At 38.5% G+C, this 16,937-nt stretch carries 14 protein-coding genes; 11 read left to right on the forward strand and 3 right to left on the reverse strand.

Features of this window, described 5'->3' with window-relative positions; genetic code table 11:
• Window positions 1–130 precede the first annotated feature (130 nt).
• From BK585_RS02985 to BK585_RS03000, 4 genes are all read left to right on the forward strand, one after another.
• On the forward strand, window positions 131–976 hold the full coding sequence (locus BK585_RS02985; protein ID WP_078551714.1) for an ABC transporter ATP-binding protein: 846 nt from the start codon (window positions 131–133) through the stop codon (window positions 974–976).
• Window positions 909–1,676 (forward strand): ABC transporter permease, encoded by a 768-nt coding sequence (locus tag BK585_RS02990; protein WP_078551716.1) that lies wholly within the window; start codon window positions 909–911, stop codon window positions 1,674–1,676. The genes BK585_RS02985 and BK585_RS02990 overlap by 68 nt, the downstream gene beginning before the upstream one ends.
• A 25-nt stretch (window positions 1,677–1,701) precedes the next feature.
• Complete coding sequence (locus BK585_RS02995; RefSeq protein ID WP_078551718.1) at window positions 1,702–2,703, forward strand: aliphatic sulfonate ABC transporter substrate-binding protein; 1,002 nt, start codon at window positions 1,702–1,704, stop codon at window positions 2,701–2,703.
• A 71-nt stretch (window positions 2,704–2,774) separates the two neighbouring features.
• On the forward strand, window positions 2,775–4,220 hold the full coding sequence (locus BK585_RS03000) for a copper resistance CopC/CopD family protein (RefSeq protein ID WP_078551720.1): 1,446 nt from the start codon (window positions 2,775–2,777) through the stop codon (window positions 4,218–4,220).
• 64 nt (window positions 4,221–4,284) lie between these two features.
• On the opposite strand, the gene BK585_RS03005 is transcribed toward BK585_RS03000, so the two are convergent.
• A complete protein-coding gene (locus tag BK585_RS03005; RefSeq protein ID WP_078551721.1) occupies window positions 4,285–4,479 on the reverse strand; it encodes a hypothetical protein in 195 nt (64 codons plus the stop codon).
• A 175-nt stretch (window positions 4,480–4,654) separates the two neighbouring features.
• Between BK585_RS03005 and cysK the strand changes: the two genes are divergently transcribed.
• The 6 genes from cysK to BK585_RS03035 all read left to right on the forward strand — a co-directional run bounded on the left by cysK (window position 4,655) and on the right by BK585_RS03035 (window position 13,460).
• On the forward strand, window positions 4,655–5,584 hold the full coding sequence (cysK, locus tag BK585_RS03010) for a cysteine synthase A (RefSeq protein WP_078551723.1): 930 nt from the start codon (window positions 4,655–4,657) through the stop codon (window positions 5,582–5,584).
• Window positions 5,585–6,116: 532 nt separating this feature from the next.
• Complete coding sequence (locus BK585_RS03015; protein WP_078551725.1) at window positions 6,117–8,204, forward strand: beta-glucosidase; 2,088 nt, start codon at window positions 6,117–6,119, stop codon at window positions 8,202–8,204.
• Between the two features lie 58 nt (window positions 8,205–8,262).
• Window positions 8,263–9,285: a Gfo/Idh/MocA family protein gene (locus BK585_RS03020; protein ID WP_078551727.1), complete on the forward strand. Its 1,023-nt coding sequence runs from the start codon at window positions 8,263–8,265 to the stop codon at window positions 9,283–9,285.
• 30 nt (window positions 9,286–9,315) lie between these two features.
• Window positions 9,316–10,173: a DUF6807 domain-containing protein gene (locus tag BK585_RS03025; RefSeq protein WP_078551729.1), complete on the forward strand. Its 858-nt coding sequence runs from the start codon at window positions 9,316–9,318 to the stop codon at window positions 10,171–10,173.
• A gap of 356 nt (window positions 10,174–10,529) precedes the next feature.
• Window positions 10,530–10,988 (forward strand): hypothetical protein, encoded by a 459-nt coding sequence (locus BK585_RS03030; protein ID WP_139367482.1) that lies wholly within the window; start codon window positions 10,530–10,532, stop codon window positions 10,986–10,988.
• Between the two features lie 108 nt (window positions 10,989–11,096).
• Complete coding sequence (locus tag BK585_RS03035) at window positions 11,097–13,460, forward strand: GH36-type glycosyl hydrolase domain-containing protein (RefSeq protein ID WP_078551732.1); 2,364 nt, start codon at window positions 11,097–11,099, stop codon at window positions 13,458–13,460.
• A gap of 57 nt (window positions 13,461–13,517) precedes the next feature.
• On the opposite strand, the gene BK585_RS03040 is transcribed toward BK585_RS03035, so the two are convergent.
• Window positions 13,518–14,723 carry a SpoIIE family protein phosphatase gene (locus BK585_RS03040; protein WP_078551734.1) on the reverse strand — a complete coding sequence of 402 codons (1,206 nt, stop codon included), beginning with the start codon at window positions 14,721–14,723 and terminating at the stop codon, window positions 13,518–13,520.
• 34 nt (window positions 14,724–14,757) lie between these two features.
• Window positions 14,758–15,570, reverse strand: coding sequence for an alpha/beta fold hydrolase (locus BK585_RS03045; protein ID WP_078551736.1), 813 nt, complete (start codon window positions 15,568–15,570; stop codon window positions 14,758–14,760).
• A gap of 280 nt (window positions 15,571–15,850) precedes the next feature.
• Here BK585_RS03045 and BK585_RS03050 point away from each other — a divergent pair, with 280 nt between their 5' ends.
• A complete protein-coding gene (locus BK585_RS03050; protein WP_078551738.1) occupies window positions 15,851–16,705 on the forward strand; it encodes a Cof-type HAD-IIB family hydrolase in 855 nt (284 codons plus the stop codon).
• Window positions 16,706–16,937: the final 232 nt, after the last annotated feature.

Consider the following 16,937-nt stretch of genomic DNA (forward strand, 5'->3'; position numbering starts at 1 on the left):
CTTGTACGAAGTTAGACGAATGTTTAAATTCCATTGACACTCAAGGTTTTCAATTATATACTTAAACACATGTAAAAAGCCGAGTAAAAAGGTAAGGATAGTTTTTCTTACCATAAAAGGGGGCTATGACGTGGCTGGAGTTCAAATTAAAAATGTAAGTAAGACATTTGAAAATAAAGAAGAAAAGTCAAGCTACACAGTCTTTGAAAATATTAATCTAGATGTGAAGTCAGGAGAATTCATCTCACTATTAGGCCCTTCGGGGTGTGGAAAATCGACTTTACTTAATATCGTAGCAGGGCTTGACCACGCTTCATCTGGAGAAGTAAAAGCTGGTGACCAATTGGTAACGGCACCTGGTTCTGACCGTGGAGTGGTCTTTCAGGAAGCGGCACTTATGCCTTGGATGACGGTGCTAGAGAACGTGATGTTTGCCTTGAAAAAGAAAATGAATAAAGAAGACGCAAAAAAGAGAGCGATTGAGTACTTAAAGCTCGTTCATTTAAGTAAGTTTATTAATTCATATCCACATGAGTTATCAGGTGGGATGAAGCAACGTGTCTCGATCGCGCGAGCGCTAGCGATGGATCCTAGTATTCTACTAATGGATGAGCCGTTTGGAGCATTAGATGAACAAACCCGTTCAACGCTTCATAAAGAGGTGCAATTCATTTGGGAGACTACTCGAAAAACGATTTTATTCGTTACCCATAATATCCGTGAGTCGATTTTATTATCAGATCGCATTATTTTAATGGGTACAAGACCTGGGGGAATTATTGGTGAATTTAAAGTTGATTTACCAAGACCCAGAAAGCAATCAAGTCAAGAATTCGTAGCATTAGAAGAAAAAATAATGTCTCAGTTAGCTGGTGAAATTGAGAAAGTAATGAGGGAGGAAATGGGAGATGATTACAACAGTCAGAAGGCTTCTCTTCTTTACGGCACTAATCGTAATATGGGAGAGCATATATAGACTTAACTTATCCCTTGAGTTCCGTTCCACAACCCTTTTTCCATCTCCATTTGGAGCATTCGCACAGCTATATAAAGGTTTGTTTGAAACAGGTATACTAGCAACCGCGCTATTTACGAGTTTACAGCGGATTGGTATTGGATTTGCGTTAGCGATAGTCATTGGAACGGCATTAGGGATAATTTTAGCTCGTTCGAAAATAGCAGATGAAACGTTAGGGTCCCTTGTCATTGCCCTTCAAGCGGTACCGAGTATCGTTTGGCTTCCAATCGCATTAATTATTTTTGCAGGAAGTGGAACAGCGATTATTTTTATTATCGTTCTTGGTGGTACATGGTCAATGACAATGAGTATGAGAATGGGCTTAAAAAATGTTCAACCAATTCTTATCCGGGCAGCAAGGACGATGGGATATAGTGGTTCAGAACTCGTTTGGAAGGTCATGATTCCTGCTTCGATACCTTCAGCGTTAACAGGTGCTAGACTTGCATGGGCCTTTGGCTGGCGCGCTTTAATGGCAGGGGAGTTATTAGGTACTGGTGGTTTAGGACGTACTTTAATGGATGCAAAAGATTTTTACAATATGGATTTGGTTATTTCGATTATTATTATCATCGCTGTAACTGGACTTATTATTGAATATTTAGTTTTTAATAAAATTGAAAAACGAGTATTAGCTCGTTGGGGTTATGCAAAGTAACCAGGAAAATGAGGAGGAAGAAAGAATGAAGAAATTACTAAGTGCATTAACGATTGGAGTTGTCGCTACGGTCTTAGCAGCTTGTGGATCAGACTCTACAAGTGGTTCTGTAGAGGAAGTTTCAATTGGTTATTTTCCAAACTTAGACCATGCCGCAGCTATTGTTGGTAAGGAGTTAGGATTTTTTGAAGATGAGTTAGGTGACATCGGTACTGAATTTAGACACTTCCCTAATGGAAATGATTTTATGGATGCGTTAGATACGGGAACGATTGATATTGGGTATGTAGGACCAGGTCCAGCAATTAACTACTTTTTAACTGGTGGAGATGTTGTTGTATTGGGTGCAGCAGCGAATGGAGCTACATTAATCGTTGCTCGTGAAGGATCTGGAATTGAGAGTTTAGAAGATTTTGATGGGAAGTCTTTCTGTACACCAGGTAATGGTTGTACTCATAACGTACAGCTTGAAATTATGTTGAAAGACCTTGGATTATTATCAAATCGTGTAGGTGGTACGGTTGAGCATCAATCACGTGTAGCTCCTTCAAGCATGATTGGTATGTTTGAGCAAGGGCAAATTGATGCAGCAGCAGCTCCAGAGCCATGGGGTACGTATCTTGTTGAAGAACTTGGAGCAAAAGTTATTGCAGAGTGGGATGAAGTTTTCGTTGGAGAAACATTACCAAGTGTAGTTGTCGTGACAACAAACAAATTTTTAGAAGAGAATCCTGAAATCGTAGATAGTTTCTTACGAGCTCATAAAGCTTCTGTTGATTTTGCTAATGAGAATACTGCTGAAACGTTAGAAGCAGTAAATGGATTAATTTATGATTTAACACAAAGTTCGCTTCCTGACCGAGTATTAGAAAATGCGTGGAAACGAATGGTCGTTACTACAGAAACTCATGCAGATGCACTACAAGATTGGGCAGATGCTTCATATGAGCTTCAATTCATGGACCAAGACCCTAACTTAGATGGCTTCGTTAATACAAGTCGTTTAGATGCTATCGTAGGAAATTAATGAAAAAATGAATCCCTGCAGAGACATTGCTTTCTGTGGGGTTCTTTGTTTTTAAGAAAGGAGGATGCCTTGTGAAACTACAATGGAGAATAGTGTTCCTAGCGCTGGCAGTAGGTATGCTACTGTTCCCATCGTTTGTAGGGGCTCATTCATACATGGAGCTATCTTCGCCACAAGAAGATTCAACGGTAGATGAATCACCATCTGGGGTGTGGGTACAATTTACAGAACCAATAGAGACAGACCTTAGTCAACTGCGGATTGAGAATGAAGACGGTGAAGTCATCGAGGCAGAACAATATAGTGTAGACAACACTTCCATGACATTGCGTTTGCCACATTTAGAAAACGGGGAGTATACGGTTTATTGGCAAATTCTTGCGCTTGATACTCACGTAACAGATGGTTCATTCCGATTTTTTGTAGAGGTTGAAGAGCTAGTAGAACCAGAAGTTGAAGAACCGGTTGTAGATATAGTAGAAGAACCAGAAGTGGAAGAGGATGTACAAGAAGAACCCTTGGTTGATGAAGAGCAGCAAGACCAAGAAATTCTTGAAGAAGAACAAGAACAAAGCTGGCCTCTGTTCAGCCGGATCAATATGGGTTTACGAATTATTGAAATTGTAACAGTGATGTTCCTTGGAGGTTGGATATTTTTTCAAGGATTTTTATGGAGAAAAGAAGGAGTGTCATTGCTTGAGGACCAACACCGTTATCCTCTCTTTGAGAAACGATTGTTCTTACTCGGATTCCTTTTAATTTTAATGACGAGTGTCGGACACCTTGCTTCGCGGTCATTCCATTTAACACAGACCACGATATCAGACCCGTTTTTATGGGAAACATTATGGTTGCTTTTGACGACGACAATCATTGGAAAGGTTTGCCTACTTAAGCCAATCCTTGCAGGTGTAGTGTATATGTTGTCCTTACGGAAAAATCCAATACGATGGCTTCAAGTGCTTCTCCTTATCGGCCTACTCGTTACATTTGGATATACAGGGCATGCTTATCACTCTGAAAAAATTGGTACACACACGATTCATATGCTCGCCATTGTCATTTGGTTTGGTGGGTTACTTGGGTTTGTGGTTTCGTCGTTCTTAGTCAAGAAAAACGAAGAATCCCTTCTATTTATTCATAAAAGATTAAAGATATTTTCAACAATTGCCTTAGTATCAGTAGTCATCATAACATTGACAGGTTTATTTCTTAGCAATGTATATCTTGAATCATGGGGCGATTTGATTGGCACCCAATACGGGCAAATTCTTCTTTGGAAGGTTGGCATATTTGCTCTCGTCATTCCAATTGCAGTTGCCCATCGGTTCCTTTGGTTACCGAAGCTTGGAATACTAGATACTGCTGAAGAGAAGGAAGGGCAAGTAAAGAAACTGTTTTTCGGATTAAGGCTGGAACTCGTATTGGTCATTATTGTATTGGTCATTGCGGGAATGCTAACGACAGCATCACCGCCTGCAGACATTCACGGTGAAAATCACTATTATTATCATTAAGTTGGAGTTGGCCAAAGCCAGTTATGCATCGCAGGTATTAAGTGCGGTGCATTTTTTATAAGGTTTACAATTCTTCCTTGTTAGCGTCATGCGTTCTTGTTTTCTTATAGCGATGAACGACCCATTCAAAAAAGAAAACAAGGGCAAGGAAACTAAATAGCATGACATAAAAATTTGTAAATACTGTGCCTTTTGTTACTAACGCATAAAAATAACTTAGTACAAATAAAACAAGTAAATAAATAAGAAATTTGATCATGTATTTACACTCCTTAAGACTGTATAAGATATTCTTTTATCTCTTATACTAACATAAATTACCAAGCAGCTTATAATGTAGACTAATAAAATAGATACTGTTGACGAAAGAAACATACTAGTGATACTTTAATACATGATAAAATGAACGGAGAAGAGTGTAGGGAGAGGATTACATGGCAAATGTTTATCATAATATGAGTGAATTGGTTGGAAGAACACCTTTAGTACTTTTGCAAAGAGTGGTACCTGAAGGAGCAGCGAAAGTATATGTGAAACTTGAATATTTTAATCCATCAGGAAGTGTGAAAGATAGAGCAGCTTATAATTTAATTGCTGCCGCTGAGGAAAAGGGATTAATAAAACCTGGCGATACGATTATTGAACCGACTAGTGGAAATACAGGAATTGGTTTAGCGATGATGTGTGCCGCAAAAGGCTATAACTCGATTTTTATTATGCCAGACAATTCCTCTAAAGAACGAATCAACTTGCTAAAAGCATATGGAGCAGAAGTATACTTAACTCCAGCAAATGAGAGAATGCCTGGTGCGATTGCTAAAGCAATAGAGCTAAAGGAAAAAACACCTGGTGGTTTTATTCCACAGCAATTTGAAAATCCGGCGAATCCTGATATTCATAGAACAACTACGGCTATAGAAATTCTAGAACAGATGAACAATCAGCTAGATGCCTTTGTAGCAACTTCCGGAACAGGAGGTACGATTACAGGAACAGGGGAAACATTGCGTGAGCATCTCCCGAACATTCATATTGCAGTAGTCGAACCAAAAGGGTCGCCTGTGCTTTCAGGAGGCGAGCCAGGCCCGCATAAGCTAGTGGGAACAAGCCCAGGATTTGTCCCAGAAATTTTAAACACTGATGTGTACGATGTAATTATTCAAATCGCTGACGAAGATGCGATAACAACAATAAGAGACCTTGCAAGACTCGAAGGAATCCTAGTCGGCCCATCTGCAGGTGCATCCGTTTTTGCCGCAATTGAAGTCGCAAAAAAGCTAGGACCAGATAAAACAGTCGTTTGTATTGCACCAGATACAGGTGAACGTTACCTTAGCATGAATTTGTTCGGGGACGAAGAGTAAATGAAGAGAGGGGTCACACCAAAGGTTTTTTCTTTGGTGTGACCCTTTGTTCGTAACGTAAAGGACACACGATCCCTTATTTTCTCTAAATCTATTGTTTTTCTATTCTATCGAACTCAGATGCACTTATTTCAATAAAATCATAGGTGAATTTGCTGTTTTTGTTAAAATAGCGGAACGTGTGTCCGTTACGTCTAAAAAAATCTGCTTTTTTGCTAATATAAGGTCTTCTGTGTCCGTTAAAAAACTTGCCTGCTATTTTTTTCGTTTATTACCACCTAACAACCCTATAGCAAAAGCCATTGCTACACCGAGCGCAATCCAAGAACCTACACCCATTAACCACACCTCCTTACTATATTTCTTCTTTACATTTTCTACGACGTATCTACATCCTTGGTTACCATTTTTTCAGATGTAATCCTTTTCACTTTTATAAAAGCGAACAACCAATTATAATAAGAGTACAATCTTAGTTCATTGGAAAAACTAAGTTTGAAAGCGCTTAAATAAATGATGATGGAGGAATGACATGACTGTTACCAAACAAGAACGTTTAGCTTATACATCTAAGGCTAAGGAACTCGTAGAACAAATGTCATTAGAAGAAAAAGTATACTTAATGAGTGGTAAGATTCCTTTTGAAAAAATCATGTCCGATATTGCAGAAGGAAAGCCATACAATTGGTTCCCTTATCCTGCAGGCGGAAATGAGCGTCTTAACGTACCAGAAATGAAATTTGTAGATGGCCCTCGGGGAGTGGTTTCAGGAAATAGTACGTGTTTTCCTGTATCAATGTCTAGAGGGGCATCCTTTGATAAAGACCTTGAAGAAAGAATTGGACGAGCGATTGGTAAAGAAATTCGTGCACATGGTGGAAACCTTTTTGGTGGAGTCTGCATTAATCTCCCTCGAAATCCAGGTTGGGGAAGAAGTCAGGAAGTGTATGGAGAGGATTCATTTCATTTAGGGGCAATGGGATCTGCTCTTGTAAAAGGCGTTCAAGAAGAAAATGTGATTGCTTGTGTGAAACATTATGCCTTTAATAGTATGGAAAACGCTCGATTTACTGTTAGTGTCCAAGCAGACAAACGTACGGAACGTGAGGTATACCTTGCCCATTTTAAAGATTGTGTAGATGCTGGGGCAGCGAGTATTATGAGTGCATATAACCTCTATCAAGGAACGTTTTGTGGCCATAGTGATTATTTGTTAAACGAAGTGCTAAAAGAAGAATGGGATTTTGATGGCTTTGTCATCAGTGACTTCATTTGGGGCGTAAAGGACACGGTTGAAGGCGCTAATGGCGGGATGGATATTGAAATGTGCCATACGAAATATTTTGGTGACAACCTAGTGGAGGCTGTTAAAGAAGGAAAAGTAAGTGAAGAAAAAATCGATGAAGCTGCATTGCGGATCGTGCGAACTTTGCTCGCCTTTACTGAAGCGGATAACAACACGTATAGCAAAGACCTAATCGGCAGTAAAGAACATGTGACTCTTGCCTTAGAAGCAGCTGAAAAATCAATTACGCTTATGAAAAATGATAATCAAGTACTTCCATTTTCCAAAACCGATACTAAAACAATAGCGGTTATCGGAAAACTTGGCAACAAAGGAAACATCGGAGACCATGGCTCAAGTCGAGTTTTTCCAGATTATATTGTCACACCACTTGAAGGAATTACAGCTCTAGTACCAGATTCAGAGGTAATCTTTAATGATGGTTCTGACCTAGAAAAGGCAAAAGAACTTGCAAAATCAGTGGATGCCGTTGTTTTCGTCGTTGGCTATGACCATGATGATGAAGGCGAGTTCATCAATAATCCTGATGAAGATGTTGATGCATTAGGAGATGGAGATTCTGGCTTTGGTGCAGGTGGAGACCGTAAAACATCTCTTGGTCTTCATCAAGAAGAAATTGATTTACTTAAAGCAGTGGGACCTGAAAATCAAAACTCAGTAGCTGCTTTAATTGGTGGAAATATGATTATGATTGAAGAGTGGAAGGATGATGTGTCCGCCATACTGATGGCGTTTTACCCAGGAATGGAAGGTGGAACAGCTCTAGCAAAAAATTTATTCGGCGATGTAAATCCAAGTGGAAAGCTCCCTTTTGTATTGCCAACAGAGGAAAGTCATTTGCCACAAATTGATTGGGATGCTACGGAAATTACATATGATTACTACCACGGGTATACAAAACTTGAAAAAGAGGGGATCGAACCTTCTTTACCATATGGCTTTGGTTTATCATATACAACATTTGAGATTTCTAATGCTTCTTTTTCAGTCGAAAATAATCAAATCGTTGCTACTTGTGAAGTTGAGAATACTGGAAAGCAAGAAGGGGCAGAGGTCATTCAGTTATATGTAGGCTATGGCAACTCAAAAATTGATAGACCTGTTAAGGTACTACGCGGTTTTGAGAGAGTAAACCTAAAACCAGGGGAAAAGCAAGTCGTGAAAGTGACCACACCACTTGAAAAAATAAAGTGGTTTAACCCAAGCACAAATGAGTGGGAACTAGAAGAAATGGATTATGAAATCTACATTGGAAATAGTAGTGCGAACAAGGACTTGGTAAAGGGAGCGATTACTGTAACAAGCATGGCATAAAAAAGGCAAGGACGATTATCAGATAGTGGGTTTGTCGACAGGATGAGGAGGAAAAGAAATGAAATTCGGAGTGGTAGGGCTAGGGTGGCCTGGTCAACAACACATACAGGCAATAGAAGTACACAAAAAGGAAGCTTCATTGTCAGCGGTGTGTGACATGGATCCGGCAAAGCTAAGTGAATTTGTAGGGAAATGTGACACGTTTTCAGATATTGACCAATTTTTTAACGAAGCTGATATGGATGCGGTTATATTGGCTGTTCCTCACCAGCTACATGCTAGCTTAACAGTTCAAGCATTAGATGCGGGAAAACATGTCATGATTGAAAAACCAATGGCGCGGACAAGTGAAGAATGCCGACAAATGATTGAGGCGGCCCAGAGAAATAATAAAACACTGATGGTCGCTCAAAACTGGAGATACGAGCCGTGGTGTGTCGCAGCAAAAGCTATTGTTGAAAGCGGAGAGCTTGGTCAAATCCAAGCCGTTCGTACCGAGTGGTTGTTAAATTTCCGTGATGCCTTCCCGAAAGGAAGCTGGATTTACAACGGAGAGCTTGCCGGAGGAGGAGCAATCACAAGCTTAGCGATTCATAATGTCGATGCACTTCGATTCATTATTGGTGATATTTCTGAAGTGTACACAAACGAATTATATACAGATGACTGGTCTACAAATGAAGCGGAAAACTGGGCAATGGTGCAAATGAAGTTTGAAAATGGAGCAATCGGTCACTTGTTTACAGGGTATACCCCATTCTTTCCACCTGACAACGGCATGTTGTATGTATATGGTGAAAAAGGTACGATGTTCTCTGGTCCATACAACGGAGAATCGGGGTTATGGATTCGCTCTGAGCAACGTTCAACGGACCCTTCTGCAGGATATGAACGTGTAGACATTGAGAAATTCGCTCCTGGATTAGTGGGACACCCGCAGACGAACCAACTAAAGCATTTTATCGATAGCGTTACTAATGGAACTCATCCTGAATCAGATGGTCGTAAAATCATTAAGACAATAGAGTTAGTCGAATCAATGTACGCTTCAGGAAGAGAAGGAAAACCTTATAAAAAATAGTGTGCATGTAAGAAGGTGGGGAAGTACAACATGGCATTTAAGTCGAAATATAGTGAGCAAGATGCACTATGGGAAGTTACTTTAAATGGTACTAAAATTCTTGAATATGTCTACGGTGCGGAAGGAGACATTAATCCTTCATTTCGCTTAGTTAAAACAACAGGTGATCATACTATTACGATTTATCGACCGTGGGACCACCCATGGCACCCTGGTTTATTTTTCTCATGGAAATATATAAATGGGTTCAATTTTTGGGAAGCGAAGTATCATGGTGAAGATAATAAAGTAAAGACGGATTCCTTTTCTCCTCTTGCGGATGGACAAGGCTTTGAGCAAACATTAACGTACATCACTCAAGAAGAGCAAACTGTAGTAAATGAAACAAGAATTATACGACTAGAAGAAGATGGCGAGGGCTATCTTATTCACTGGGATGCTTCGTTCACAACCCCGGAGAATGAAATTACATTTGACCGTACAGAGCAAACAAAAGAGGCTCCTTGGGGAGGTTATGCCGGGTTATCATGCCGATTACACCGTAATTACCTTGGACCAACAATCACAACGGATTTAGGTGAGTTTACAGCTGATGACGCTCATGCGAAGTCGTTTAAATGGTGCGACTATGCTGGCAAGCTTGATGGATATACAGAAGAGCAGTGGGCTGGAATTTGTCTAATCGACCACCCAGCGAATGAACGCCATCCATCACCTAAGTTAACTTATGATTATAAAGATATGCAATTTTTATCAGCAGCGTTTCTATTTGATAAGCCGTATGTTTTAAAAAAGGGTGAGACTCTTCGCTTGCAATATACATTTTATGTGCACGATGGAAAAATCCAAAAAGAAAGCATGAGTAACATTTTGGATAGGCTATTATAAAATACCAAGGTGATGAAAACATTTCAGGGCAAACTCTTAGTTTATGCTAATTGATACTAAATTTTTGATAGTTGGAGGGGGGATTCCCCTCCTTTTTTTAAAGGGGAATAATAATGAAAACATTCATTTATATAACTATAATAGGTTTCTTTATAACTATAACTGCAAATTTTTTATACTTCGTTTTTTTCTCATCTTCTAAATACAATGGTAGACCAGAGTTTTTCCCTTCTCTCACTGTTCCTTTGTTCATTATTCTAACAGTTGTTGTAAGCCTATTGATTACTACATATATAGTAAAGACTAAGATTCCTTATTCTATTGGAATGGCCTTTATTAACGTTCTGGTTTTCATTTTGATATCGGTTACCATAGATACTCGATATGGCTATATACTTGAACACTACTATCAGAAATATAATTATAGTAACCTGCTAAGTGTAACGGAATATAAACAACAAAGAGGTAATTTTTTCTCTATTATAAATGCTCTATCATCAAAAAATACTAAAGTAACATCCATTAAAGAAGGTAATACAAATATTAATCATCAGAATACAGTCCTTACAAAAGGAGTTTATCTAATTAACGATGAGCTTTATGTTATGTTTGATTGGGAAAACGAAGAGATCGTATCTTTGATGAATACATATGAGGTACAAGAATTGATAGTTGAACGTTTGAAAATCAGTGATGCAGAGGTTATTACATATGCTGCAACGTTTCTAAGGATTCAACACGCATCGGGAGAGAAAATAATGTACCAAATAATCCCAGTTGATAGTGGGTTCGATTTTGTTTTATTGACTCCATAATAAATATAGTCCTTTTTGACTGTTCTTAATCTATGTTCCATCAATCAGACCCTAATTTGCTATACTACTAATAAGGTAAACTAAGTCAAGAAGAAAAGAGGCTATGCGATGTTACAACCAACTGAAAACAATGAATACTATGAACTGACAAGTCCAACCAGTATGCCAAAGGCTTCAGGTTTTTTATGGAATGACAAAATGATGATTCATGTGAACTGTCGGGGCTATGCGGTAGCTCAATTTATGCAACCAGAACCTGCTAAATATTCGTATGCACCAAATATGGAAGCGAAAACGTTTATGCAACCGGAGCAACCGTATTATGCGCATCATCCTGGTCGTTTTGTGTACATCAAGGATGAGGAAAACGGAGAGATTTTCTCAGCGCCGTATGAACCAGTGCGAGTGCTACCTGATCAATATAAATTTGCTGTTGGAAAACATAATATCATTTGGACAATTGAAAAAGATGATGTCCGAATTGAAATGACTTTAAGTTTACCGACTTCAGAAGCATTAGAGCTTTGGCGAGTGAAAGTAACGAATCTATCAAACAAACCGCGTAAACTTAGCATTTACCCTTCTTTTACTGTTGGATACATGTCTTGGATGAATCAGTCAGGGGAGTATAACGAAGAGTTACAAGGAATTGTTTGTACAGCGATTACCCCTTATCAAAAGTATCAGGATTATGCAAAAATTAAAGAGTTAAAAGATAAAACATTTTTAATATCGGACCTTGCCCCAGATGCGTGGGAAGTAAACCAAGAAGTATTTGAAGGAGAAGGTGGAATTACGAATCCATCAGCTCTTCAGGAAGACCTATTGGCTAATGGAGATTCTCGCTATGAAAGACCTATTGCTGTTCTTCAATATAAACTCGACCTGACTCCTGGAGAAGAAAAAGAGTATCGATTGCTGTTTGGTCCTGCCCATAATGACGGGGACATTGCATCTATCCGTCAACAGTATTTTAACAAAGGTGGATTTGAACAAGCGGAACGTGACTATGCTGCATACATAGCTGAAGGAAAAGGAATTATCGAAATCAGTACACCAGATGCAGACCTAGATAACTTTGTAAATCATTGGTTGCCACGTCAAGTATACTATCATGGAATTACAAATCGACTTTCTACGGATCCGCAAACAAGAAACTATCTTCAAGATAATATGGGAATGAGCTATATCAAGCCAAGCATTACACGTAACGCGTTCCTACATGCTCTAAGCCAACAAAAGGTGAGTGGGGCTATGCCTGACGGAATTATCTTGCATGAGGACGCTGAATTAAAATACATTAATCAAGTTCCTCATACCGACCATTGCGTGTGGTTACCGATTTGTTTAAACGTTTATTTAGATGAAACGAATGATTATGACATTCTTGAGGAAAGAGTAGCATTTACAGATAGTGAAGAAACAGCTACTGTTTTTGAACATGTGACACGGGCGATGAACTGGTTAATTCAAGATAGAGATGAAAGAGGTCTTAACTATATCAACCAAGGTGATTGGTGCGACCCAATGAATATGGTCGGATACAAAGGGATCGGGGTATCAGGTTGGTTAACTACAGCATCAGCTTACGCTTTTCTCATTTGGGCTGACATTTGTGAAAAGTATGGTCAATCTGATGTTAGTGAACAGTTCCGTCAAGAGGCAGAAAAGTCCAATGAGACAATTAATCAGTACTTATGGGACGGAGACTGGTATGCTCGCGGGATTACGGATGACAATGTTGTTTTTGGTATCAGTAAAGACAAAGAAGGGCGTATCTTCTTAAACTCTCAAGGCTGGGCATTGTTAAGTGGAGCTGCCAATGAAGAGCAAAAACAAAAACTACTAAAGTCGGTTGAAGAACATTTAGAATCTCCATACGGTGTAGAAATGCTTGGACCAGCTTATACAAAAATGCGTGAAGATGTTGGACGTGTGACCCAGAAACATCCGGGTTCTGCTGAAAATGGGTCAGTTTATAACCATGCAGCTATCTTTTACATTTATGCTCTATATACAGCCGGCGAAACAGATAATGCGTATCGTCTCCTTCGTAAAATGCTTCCTGGACCAGATATGGAAGATATTTTGCAACGAGGACAATTGCCAGTATTTATCCCGAACTATTATCGTGGAGCATATCGAACGATTCCTAGAACAGCAGGACGTTCGAGTCACTTATTTAACACAGGAACCGTTTCATGGGTGTATCGATGCATCGTTGATGGATTATTTGGAGTTCGAGGGGATAAAGAAGGATTACACGTCAATCCACAGCTTCCGTCCGACTGGAACGAAGCTTCAATTAAACGTTTGTTTAGAGGAGCTGAGCTACAGATTTCGATTAAACGAGAAGAAGGAGTGTCAGCTACAGAAGTGTATGTAGCTGACGTGAAAGTAGAAGGTGGAGTGATTACGGGTATCCGTGAAGGCGAACAATATAATGTATTGGTGAAACTACCATATAATTAAATTAAAAAACAGTCCTCTAATTAGGTTTTTAGAGGACTGTTTTTAATCATGTTATCCTTACTTCAAATCAATTAATACAAAACATTGGTCATCACTTTTATAGACCGAGCTTTTTTTCAATTCAATCGAATGAAGGATGGATTTTTTTATCGTTTCCAATGAACTAGACGTATTTTTCTTAAGCAACAAACTTAAATGGTCTGTTTCTAAAAATTCATTAACCCCGTCAGTATAAAGAAGGAGTTTTGCGCCTTTTGTATATGAAATTGTCCTCGTTTGGAAGTGAATCCCCTCAATCGTACCAATTGGTGGTGTTAACGTATAAAGTTCTTTCTGCTGTCCTTTTTCATCCTGATAAATGGCAGGAGGATGACCTGCATTAATATACTCTATCGTTTGTTTTTTTGTATCAATAAATAGATAAATAGCCGTGCAATAATGCCATGCCTCTTCGCTAGCATCAAACAGTTGGTGGAGATGTTTATCTAGTTCCTTCATAACAATATCAGTTGCAAAACCTCTTGTAATTAATCGATGAAATAGAGAGTGAAGAGACATGGTAATAAGTGCAGATGAAGCCCCATGTCCCATGACATCCAAAATAATCACACCATACTGGTCTTCATTGATTTGGTAGAAACCAAAAATATCACCAGATAGTTCACTTGAGGCATTGTAATAGGACACAATCTCTATTTCTTTGTTACAGATATCTTCTGAAAGTGAGGTCTCTTGAATTTTTTTTGCTAGATTTAACTCCGCTTCTGTTTCAAGGATAAACTGTTGGTTTTGTCTATTAACTTCAATCAGCTCTTCTTGTTGTGCTTTTAATTCCTCTAATGCTTCTTCTAATTCTGCATGTGCTTTATTTTTTTCTGACAGCGCATCTTCAGCCATCTTTCTCGCGATCAATAGCTGGTCTTCATATTCATTTCTTTTTTTCATATGGACGACGATACATGTGATAGACGTTGTTTCATCCTTATATGAAGCATTAAGCAATACAGGAATTTCTAATCCATTCTTTGATTCTAATGAAATATACATTTCCTCAACTTTTTTTTCGACGGTGACAAGAGGGATAAAATACAACTGAAAAAAGGCACGTGCTGATTTCGAGAGAATGGTGTTGATTGGTTTATCAATGAGTTCCTCTCTGTTGTATTCAAGATATCGTAAAAGTGTTTCGTTAATGGAAAGAATGGAACCTTCTTTGGAAAAGACTAGAAATCCACAAGGCATATGATTAAGTAGTTCATTCATTTGTGTCCACCTAATTCTCTGAATCGAATCAATTTCATTCAGAATTATTTTGTAGGTAGCCCCGAATTAGTTGTGAGGTTTCCTTTGGATGACTCATATGAGGACAATGTCCTGTTGCGTTCATATATATAAGTGTACTTGAAGGTAAGGTTTGATTCATGAATTCGCCAACTTCTTTTGGAGCAATGACGTCTTCTGCACATTGTAATATAAGCGAAGGTACAGTGACTTTATGCAGTTCTTCTCGATGGTCGGCAAAAAAACAAGCCTCTGCAAATGTCCTAGCTATGACAGGGTCAGTCGAACAAAAGCGTCCTTCTAGTTCACTTGCCACCTCAAAGTGTTCAGCGTTATTTGTAATTGTTGAAGCAAACACATTGGCCCATCCTATATAATTCTTATCCATCATATCAAGGAGTCCAAGTAAGGATTCTTTTTCAAAACCACCAAAATAGTCTGGTGGTTCATTAAGATAACAGGGAGAAGGTCCTACCATGATAAGGTTTGAAAATAATTCAGGGTGTTTTAAATATGCTAAAGCACCAATTATACTGCCGACCGAATGACCTACAAATATGGCATTTTTTATATCTAACGCAGTACAAACATCTATTACATCCTGAGCATATCCAGAAAGCGAGCTATATTTTTTAGGGTCATATGCAGAAATGTCGGAGTTTCCCATACCTACATAATCAAAAAGAATAACTTGATAGTCTTCTTTAAATGAATTGGCTACAAGCTTCCAAACCGTTTGATCACAGCCAAAACCTGGGGCAAAAATCATTGGCTTTTTTCCTTGTCCCAAAACAGTAACATTATTTCGATTTAGGATGTGCTGAGTCATAAAAAAGCTCCTTTTCACCTAATGATTTTATATGAAAACTTTATACCTATTTTATATGATAACATGAGGGCAGGCCTTTAGTAATTATTTGTTTATTATCTTCAATATATTTACTAAATGTTGTAAAAAAGAACTATACATAGGTGTTACATTAGTTATACTCGGGAAATAGGAAATTCTTAAGGGGCTAAAGTATAGGTAATGTATTTTTAGTTTGAGGTGTAGGAAATAGAGGTGTATACTTGCAACGAGAAGTCTACTTTCCAAAAGGGGAATGATATTGATGGAAAAACCAAAAGTAATCTTTTTAGATATGGACGGGACGATTTTAAATCACCAAAATGTAGTGAGTGAAAAAACAAAGGAAATTATAAATGAGATAAGAATCTTAGGAATATTTGTTTTTATTGCGACAGGACGTTCTTTTGAAGAAATTGAATTGGTGGCCCCAAAAGGGTTACATGTGGATGGTTATATTACGTCGAACGGTATGGCAGGTTACATAGGCAAGAAAGTAATCTTTGAACATTCACTTACACGTAAGACCGTAGAAGAAGTGATTGAAAAGGCGAGAGAAAACAAAATTTATTACGAACTATTTCCATATGGACATCCAAGAATCACATTAAAGCAGGATAAACAGTATGTAATCGATGAAATTAATGATCCTAAGCCAGATAGCGTCGGAATAAATGAATGGCTATCACGTAAGCAAGCGATTAAAGATGAAATCGAGTGGACCGATCAAATAGTGGGAGAACGCTTTTCAAAATTTTATTTCTTTGCTAGAACAAAAGAACATATTAACCATTGGAAAGAACAGCTTCATTTGCTTAAGCAAGACGTTGAATTTTCGACTTCGACATCGTCAGACCACAATGTTGAGCTTATGGTCGCCAACAAAAACAAGGCAACTGGGATAAAGGAAATGTTGGATTACTTTCATCTTCCTGAAGATGAAACGATGGCGATTGGCGATAGTAACAATGATGTGCAGATGCTTCAATTTGTTAGCCATGCTGTTGCGATGAAAAATGCACCGGATTACCTTAAAGAATTAGTAGATGATGTAACAGACTATACATGTGATGAGGACGGAGTGTACCATTATTTAAAAACTCTATTCGAGTTGTAATGGGATATAAAAAAAGACGTCCATTGCTGGACGCCTTTTTGCGTTGTTGCGGCGAGAGACAGCACACCACATTGTGCTTTGCCAAAAGGCGCGTCAATCTCGTCTTATGCAACTAGCTCATCGCTTAGCTAGTATACCATTGATAAGTGAAAAAGAGAAGTTGAAATAATTGGAGATATAAATCACCACTCGAATAAATGGAAGGTAAAGTTGTTAAAACTACAAAGTAGTA

This window comes from Bacillus alkalicellulosilyticus, assembly GCF_002019795.1.
GTDB classification, from domain to species: Bacteria; Bacillota; Bacilli; order Bacillales; family Bacillaceae_F; genus Bacillus_AO; species Bacillus_AO alkalicellulosilyticum.